Origin of the sequence: Treponema sp. UBA753 (genome assembly GCF_002297325.1) — a bacterium.
Lineage (GTDB): Bacteria > Spirochaetota > Spirochaetia > Treponematales > Treponemataceae > Treponema_D.
In genome coordinates this window covers 19,942-27,211 of record NZ_DBKJ01000105.1, presented here as the reverse complement: position 1 = coordinate 27,211, position 7,270 = coordinate 19,942, and the positions used below count along the sequence as shown (strand labels likewise).

General features: G+C 37.8%; 6 protein-coding genes. All 6 read left to right on the top strand.

Going from position 1 to position 7,270, the window contains the following annotated elements; all coding sequences use genetic code 11:
* Positions 1-423: 423 nt before the first annotated feature.
* Complete coding sequence (gene nrdR, locus B4C08_RS08745) at positions 424-882, top strand: transcriptional regulator NrdR (protein WP_296029144.1); 459 nt, start codon at positions 424-426, stop codon at positions 880-882.
* A gap of 73 nt (positions 883-955) precedes the next feature.
* Complete coding sequence (locus B4C08_RS08740) at positions 956-2,482, top strand: polysaccharide biosynthesis protein (RefSeq protein WP_296664540.1); 1,527 nt, start codon at positions 956-958, stop codon at positions 2,480-2,482.
* Positions 2,482-3,681 (top strand): DegT/DnrJ/EryC1/StrS family aminotransferase, encoded by a 1,200-nt coding sequence (locus tag B4C08_RS08735; RefSeq protein WP_296664538.1) that lies wholly within the window; start codon positions 2,482-2,484, stop codon positions 3,679-3,681. The genes B4C08_RS08740 and B4C08_RS08735 overlap by 1 nt, the downstream gene beginning before the upstream one ends.
* Positions 3,674-5,992: a xanthine dehydrogenase family protein gene (locus B4C08_RS08730; protein WP_296664536.1), complete on the top strand. Its 2,319-nt coding sequence runs from the start codon at positions 3,674-3,676 to the stop codon at positions 5,990-5,992. Before B4C08_RS08735 ends, B4C08_RS08730 begins: the two co-directional genes overlap by 8 nt.
* Positions 5,964-6,455, top strand: a complete 492-nt coding sequence (locus tag B4C08_RS08725; protein WP_296664535.1) for a (2Fe-2S)-binding protein — start codon at positions 5,964-5,966, stop codon at positions 6,453-6,455. Before B4C08_RS08730 ends, B4C08_RS08725 begins: the two co-directional genes overlap by 29 nt.
* A complete protein-coding gene (locus tag B4C08_RS08720; protein ID WP_296664533.1) occupies positions 6,442-7,245 on the top strand; it encodes an FAD binding domain-containing protein in 804 nt (267 codons plus the stop codon). Before B4C08_RS08725 ends, B4C08_RS08720 begins: the two co-directional genes overlap by 14 nt.
* Positions 7,246-7,270 lie beyond the last annotated feature (25 nt).

Here is a 7,270-nt window from a genome sequence, read left to right as displayed (position 1 = left end):
TTCCTTTCATGCTCTTGAAAAATGACGTCACTAAGGATAGTATTTGTTCATACATAAGCGTAATCCTTTTGATTTTTTGTTTGTCAGACAAATTTTAAGGTTTTACGCTTTTTTTGTAAATTCCTACTGAAACTCGAAATTCAGGCTGTATAACAACTACAGTTAAACTGTGCAACGTATTTACAAACCTTTGTTTCGTATATACACATATCCTGTGCTGCCAAGAATCATATACAAATAAAACAGTGGAAAATACATTTTCAGCCTAACAGAATATATACGACAAAAAAAGTCTAGCAAACAAAGTAAAAAAAACAATTGAGGTTTTCGCTGTAAAAAATTATAATGAGCTAGTTTCGAAAGCATTAATATCTGAAACTTATCACAAGAGAAATAATGCAGCAGATAAAGAGGAAATAAAAAATGAGATGCCCCTACTGCGGAAGTTTTGACGACAAAGTTACTGAGTCCCGGCAAATGGCAAACGGCGAAAGCATAAGAAGAAGACGGCAGTGCATTTCGTGCGGACACAGATTCACAAGCTACGAAAAAATAGAAGAAAAGCCTTTTATGGTTGTAAAGCGCGATGGAAGAAGACAGCCGTTCGACATAAAAAAAGTCGCAAAGGGAATTGAGCGCGCGCTAGAAAAACGTCCTGTTTCAACAGACTTTATTGACCTGATTGTAAACGAAATTGAAGACGAGGCATATACAGCCGGAAAACTAAAACGCGAAATTTCAACAGAGGAAATCGGAGAGCTTGTTCTTAAAAAACTTAATTCCGTAGACAAAGTCGCATACATTCGTTTTGCAAGCGTGTACCGCCATTTTACAAACCTTGAAGAATTCATAACCGAAGTAAAAAAAATCTCCGAAAGCTAATTTCTCAATTTAAAAAGCCAACATTGAAGAAATCAGCATTATATGGTAGACTGCTAGATTATCCGAGGGGAAAATGAATAAAATCGAAGGCAGACTATATATAATAGGCGCAGGCTTTGCCGGACAAATGATTGCAAACGACATTGCGAAAAAAAAAGTCTTTGGAACAGTTTCTGCGTTTCTCGATGATGACAAAAATTTAATAGGAACAAAAATTGACGGCATTCCAGTTTTGGGTCCTATTGACAGCATTGCGGATGCCTTGCGGGTAAACGGAGCAGACCAAGCAGTAATTGCAATTCCGAGCGCGCCAGTTGAAAGAATCAGAAAAATTTATTCCTCTCTAAAAAAATGCGGTTTTCTTCAGATAAAAATTCTGCCTTCCATAAGCCAAGTCATTGATGAAAAAGCCCACATAATTCAGGCGCGAGATATAAATCCGCTGGACATTCTTGGAAGAACTCCAGTAACGATTCCGCTTGCAAAAAGCCTTTCCTATCTAAAGGGAAAACGTGTTCTCATAACAGGTGCAGGAGGCTCAATTGGCAGTGAACTTGCACGCCAGCTTCTTTCAGGCGGAGCAGAACGGCTTTATCTTTTTGGACACGGCGAAAATTCAATCGTAAATATTTACAGAGAACTTCATGTTCTTCAGGATGAAGGCGTAGGACAAAAAGCTTCAATTGTTCCAATAATCGGCGACATGAAAGACAGGGAATATGTAAAGTACATAATTTCTCACACTCATGCTGATGTTATCTTTCACTGCGCCGCATACAAGCATGTTCCAATGATGGAAGAAAATTCCATCGCCGCAATCGAAAACAATGTATTTGGAACAAAAAATATTTTGGATGCCGCACTTGAATCAGGAACTGAAAAATTCGTGCTTATTTCAACAGACAAAGCAGTTGAGCCAGTAAGCGTTTACGGCGCAAGCAAAATGCTATGTGAAAAACTTATAATTCAAGCAGCGCAAAAGGTAAAGAAAAACCAATCATTTATGTTCGTTCGTTTTGGAAATGTACTTGGAAGCAGAGGTTCAATTCTTCCAATTTTTATGGAGCAAATTCAAAATGGAGGTCCGGTAACTGTAACAGACCCGCAAATGGAGCGTTATTTTATGACGATTCCAGAAGCCTGCTCGCTTGTGCTTCAGACTGGAGGCGTGGGAACAAACGGAGCATCGTATCTTTTAGACATGGGCGAGCCTATAAAAATTCTGGAGCTTGCAAAGCAGGTAATAAAATTTTCTGGATTTACGCCGGACAAAGAAATAAAAATCCAGTTTATCGGAGCAAGAAAAGGCGAACGTCTTGAAGAACCTTTGTGGCTAAAAGAAGAAAATCCAGAGCCAACTGAATACAAAAAGATTTTAAAGCTCACAAATATTTCGCCAAAAAATTTTTCACTCGATGAATTGATTGATTCTTTAAAACCAATCTGCGTGCTTTCCAAAGGCAAAGAAGAACTTTACAGAAACAGCGTCGAGCTGAAAAAAATTTTAAGAAAAGCAGTTCCAACTCTTGATGAATTTTACAAGCGCGAAGAAAATGTATCCGCAAAAAATGAAAAGTCTTATGCAAAGGCGGTTTTATAATGAGTTTAAGCGAGCAAAAAATAGAACAAAAAAAAATGAACGTGCCTTTTTTTAAAGCATCAATTTCAGAAGAAGAAGAGCAAGCCTGTGTAAAAGTTCTAAGAAGCGGCTGGCTTACAACCGGAAAAGAAACACACGAATTTGAAAAGGAATTCGCACAAAAAATAAATTCTCCGTTTGCATTTGCAGTTAACAGCAACACAAGCGGAATGGTTCTTGCGATGGAAGCGTTAGGTGTAAAGCCAGGAAAAGCAGTTATAACAACGCCCTACACTTTTGTGTCCACAGCGGCCAGCGCGCGCCATCTTGGAGCTGACGTTTATTTTGCCGACATTGAAAAAGAAAGCTATTCAATAGATCCAAAAAAAATTGAAGAGATTTTAAAAAGTCCACGTGGAAAAAATGTCGCCGCAATAGTTCCAGTTCACATTGCAGGAAATGTATGCAACATGAAGCGCATAATGGAGCTTGCTGAAAAATACAATGTAAAAGTAATAGAAGACTGCGCGCATTCGTTTCCAAGCAAAACAAGGCTTGGATTTGCCGGGGCAATCGGAGATGCTGGAATATTTTCATTTTATGCAACAAAGACAATTACTTGCGGCGAAGGCGGAATGGTTTGTGTAAAAGACAAAAAAACTGCTGAAAGAATTCTGCAGATGAGACTTCACGGAATGAACCGGGACGCTTGGGACAGATACACTTCAAACAAGGCAAGCTGGGAATACGATATTGTAGCTCCGGGATTCAAAAGCAACTTGCCGGACATTCTTTCTGCAATAGCAAGGGTTCAGTTAAAGAAAGCTGACATTCTTGATACAAAGCGAAAAGTGCACGTAAAAAAATACAACGATGCTTTTTCAAAAATAGACTTTTTAAAAATTCCGCCGACTTCAGAAGGAGATGCTTGCCATCTTTACATTCTGCGCCTTAAACTTTCAAAATTAAAATGCACAAGAAATGAATTTGCCTCTATGCTTCAAGAAATGGGAATCGGAATAAGCGTGCATTTCATTCCTCTTTTTCATTTTTCATACTGGAAGAAACTCTACCACGATTTCACAAAAGAAAAATTTCCTGAAGCTGAAAAAAAATTTCAGGAATCAATTTCAATCCCGCTTTGGCCGGACATGACAGAAGAAATGACCAGCTACGTTATTCAGGCAGTGAAAGAAATTGGAGAAAAATACCATGCCTAAAGCTTCATACGCAAAAAAAAATTCAAAAGTTTCTTTTCAAAAAGAATTCTACAGCGACCTTACAATGGACAATATGTACTTTGCAATGGTTGTAAGAAGTCCAGTAAGCGAAGGAATTGTAAAATCAGTTTCGCATCCAAACTTGCCGGACGGATATAGTCTTGTAACTGCGCGTGATGTTCCTGGCTCAAATTTAGTCGATACTGAAAAAGGAAAAATTCCTGTTTTCTGCGAAGGTAATATTTCGTATGAAGGAGAGCCGCTTGCGCTTTTAGCTGGTCCTGACGAAGCAGTTTTGCAGTCACTTTTTGATGAGCTTGTTTTGACAATTGACACAAACACAATTGAAGATTACCTTCCAGATGAATTTGACATAAATGCAAAAGCTCTTGAAAATTCCGGCAAGAAGCAAACAAAGAAAGAAATTAAAATTCAAAATGAAGAAATAAAAAACATCAAGGAAATCAAAGAAGAATTTTTTTCAGACAAACTTGCACAGAGAATTATAAAGTTCGGTCCTTGCTTTGAAAAATCAAATGATGAAGCCTGCATAGAAAAAATTTTTGAAGAAGCAAAATATGTTGCAGAAAACGAATGGCGATATGCATTGAAAACTCCAGATTACGGAGAACCAAACGGCGCAATGTGCTTTTGGAAAGACAATTCTGTAACAATTTCAACGCCAACACAATGGCTGAATAATTTAAGGCACACAGCTTCAGAAGCGCTCGCAATTCCTCCTGAATCAATAACAATAAGAAAAACAACTTCAGCAAACCGAGGAACAAACAGCATTTGGTACAATTCAATAATCGCCTGCCAAACTGCAGTTGCTGCAAAAAAAACAGGTCATCCTGTAAAGCTTGTCTACACAAGAAATGAGCAGGAAAAATTTTTGAACAAGATGCAGCCAATTTCAATTCATCATAAAACTGCGGCAAATGAAAAAGGCCTTATTGAAGCCATGAAAATTGCCATTGAAGTAAATGCGGGCTTTGCAAATCCGTTTGCCCAGGAAATAATCGACAGGCTTTCAATTGCTTCATGCGGCTGCTACAATCCAAAAAATATTTTTATAACGGCAACTGCAAGAAGTTCTTTAAATCCCGCATCCTCAGTTGACATCCAATTGATTGACTCCGCGGCTTTTTTTGCTGTTGAAAATCAGATAAACGAGCTCTGCAACAAATGCAATCTTACGCCTTTAGAGTTCCGGCAGAAAAATCATTTGAACATAGATTTTACAAAAAGAAAAATTCCAAAAGCGCAGTTTCTTTTTGAGATTGAAAAATTCAACGAGACAATTGAAGCACTTTCTAAACTAAGCGACTTTAACAGAAAATATGCTTCTTACAGACTTGACGCCATGAACTGGAAGCTTGGAAGCGGTCCAAAAGAATACGTTTCTGTTTTTTCATCTCCAATGCGCGGAATAGGATTTTCGTGTGCATTTGAAGGAGCTGGATATTACGGCTCAGAAATTTACAACGGAAGCCATACTCTCGAAGTAACGCTGGAAACGGATTCAATTTTAACAATCCACTGTCCTCCAGTTTCAAATTCCGTACACGAAATATGGAGAGGAATCGCTGCTGAAATTTTAAATATTCCGCTTCTTTGCGTAAAAATAAATTCCGTGTTCAGCAATGGAGAAGAGCCGCCGCTTCCAGAAAACGTATACAGCAACATAAGCATAATGACATCTCTTTTGAAAAAATGCTGTCTTGCAATAAAAAGAAGAAAACCAGACGAGCCTCTTCCATTCAAAGTAAAAAAGAAAACCGCATCTGTAAAAAAGACTGAATGGAACAATGAAACTTTTTCAGGAAAGCCGTTTCATTCAACATCTTTTGCTGCGGCAGCAATTGAACTGGAAATAAATCCTTGCACATACCGCGAAAAAATCAGAAGCATAAATCTTATTTTAAACGGCGGAAAAATTCTTAACGTTCAAGCCGCAACTTCTACAGTAAAACTTGGAATTCAAAAAGTTCTTTCATCGCTTCTTGAAGATGATAAAGTTGAATGCAAGAACATAAAAATTTCCTTTATGCAATCAGAAAAAGATCCATCTCAAATAGGAGAACTTGTGCATCAGGTTATTCCTGCCGCATACACGCAAGCGCTAACACAAGCGTTGAACTGCACAATAAATTCACTTCCGCTAAAAACAGATTCGCTCTACAAAAAAATCAAAGAGCAAAAGGCAAAAATAAAAATGCAGAAAGAGCAGGAAGCCGAACAGAAAAACAAAGAGCAGACAGAAAAGGAGGAAACTCAAAATGAAAATTCCGCTGTATCTGAACAATAAAAAAATAGTTCTTTCCGCAGAGCCAACAGAATCTCTTTTGTCTGTTCTGCGCAAAGAAAAACTTTACAGTGTAAAATGCGGTTGCCAAAAAGGAATGTGCGGAAACTGCATGATTTTGCTTAATGACAAATCCGCCGCAAGCTGTCTCATTCCAGTCGGAATTGCCCGCGACTGCCACATTGTAACTCTTGAATATTTTCAAAGCAATCCGTGCTACCAAGACATAATTGCAGGATTTTCCAAGGCAGGAATAAATTTATGCGGATACTGCAATGCCGGAAAAATTTTCACAGCCTACACTATTTTAAAAAATTACTATCGTCCGACTTTGGATCAAATATATTCAGCAATAAAAAATTTGGACTCGTGCTGCACAGATTTTTCTACACTGACAAATGGAATTCTTTATGCAGTCGCCGCAAAGCATGCAAGAGAGGAAAAAAACTCAAATGCCCAAAAGTAAAACTGTATTTATTTCAAAAACATTATCTGATGTTTTTTACCACATAAAAAGCGTAAACGAAATTCAGCTTCTTGCAGGATGCACACAACTAAAAAAAATTCAGGACAAATCAGTTTCGCTCAGAATGATTCCAGAGCTGAACATCATAGACAAAAAAGAACGGCACATAGAATTCGGCAGCGCAGTTTCAATTGCAAACATGATTTTATTAGGCGGGCAAAAACTTCCAACAGTTCTTGCAAAAGCACTTAAATCCATTGGCACAGAACAAATCAAAAACATTGCGACTTTAGGCGGAAACATTTGCGCAAAAGATTTTAAGTATACGCTTTGGGCACCTCTACTCGCATTGAATGCACGGCTTGAAATTAAAAATCAGAATGAAACTCTTTATGTCCCTTTCAACAAATTCACAGGAATTCCAGAAAAGCACATTTTGACAAAAGTAAGAATTCCGCTTGATGAATGGGAAGTTGAAATTTTCAAGAGAGTTGGACCTTCAAATACAATAAACGAGCTTTCTGCAAGCTTTGCATTTCTTGCAGACACACAGCGCGGAATGATTGCAAAAATAAGAATCGCATTTGCAGGAAAAGTATTTTTTTATTCGCCGGAATTTGAAAACAGAATAATCGGAACAAGGCTTCCTCTTTCTGCAAAAACAATCGACGACTTGATTGACAGCGCAAAGAAAATTTTTGTTGAGCAAAATAAAATAACAGATTCCGAACTGATTTTAAAAGCTCAGTTTCTAAATCTGCTCCGCAACGCCTTTGAACAGCTTATGTAAAAATAAAGTTGCGCATTTAAAATTT

Excerpts from the sequence above, each read along its gene's own strand:
- nrdR (WP_296029144.1), top strand. The coding sequence starts at position 424 with ATGAGATGCCCCTACTGCGGAAGTTTTGACGACAAAGTTACTGAGTCC.
- B4C08_RS08740 (WP_296664540.1), top strand. The coding sequence starts at position 956 with ATGAATAAAATCGAAGGCAGACTATATATAATAGGCGCAGGCTTTGCC.
- B4C08_RS08735 (WP_296664538.1), top strand. The coding sequence starts at position 2,482 with ATGAGTTTAAGCGAGCAAAAAATAGAACAAAAAAAAATGAACGTGCCT.
- B4C08_RS08730 (WP_296664536.1), top strand. The coding sequence starts at position 3,674 with ATGCCTAAAGCTTCATACGCAAAAAAAAATTCAAAAGTTTCTTTTCAA.
- B4C08_RS08725 (WP_296664535.1), top strand. The coding sequence starts at position 5,964 with ATGAAAATTCCGCTGTATCTGAACAATAAAAAAATAGTTCTTTCCGCA.
- B4C08_RS08720 (WP_296664533.1), top strand. The coding sequence starts at position 6,442 with ATGCCCAAAAGTAAAACTGTATTTATTTCAAAAACATTATCTGATGTT.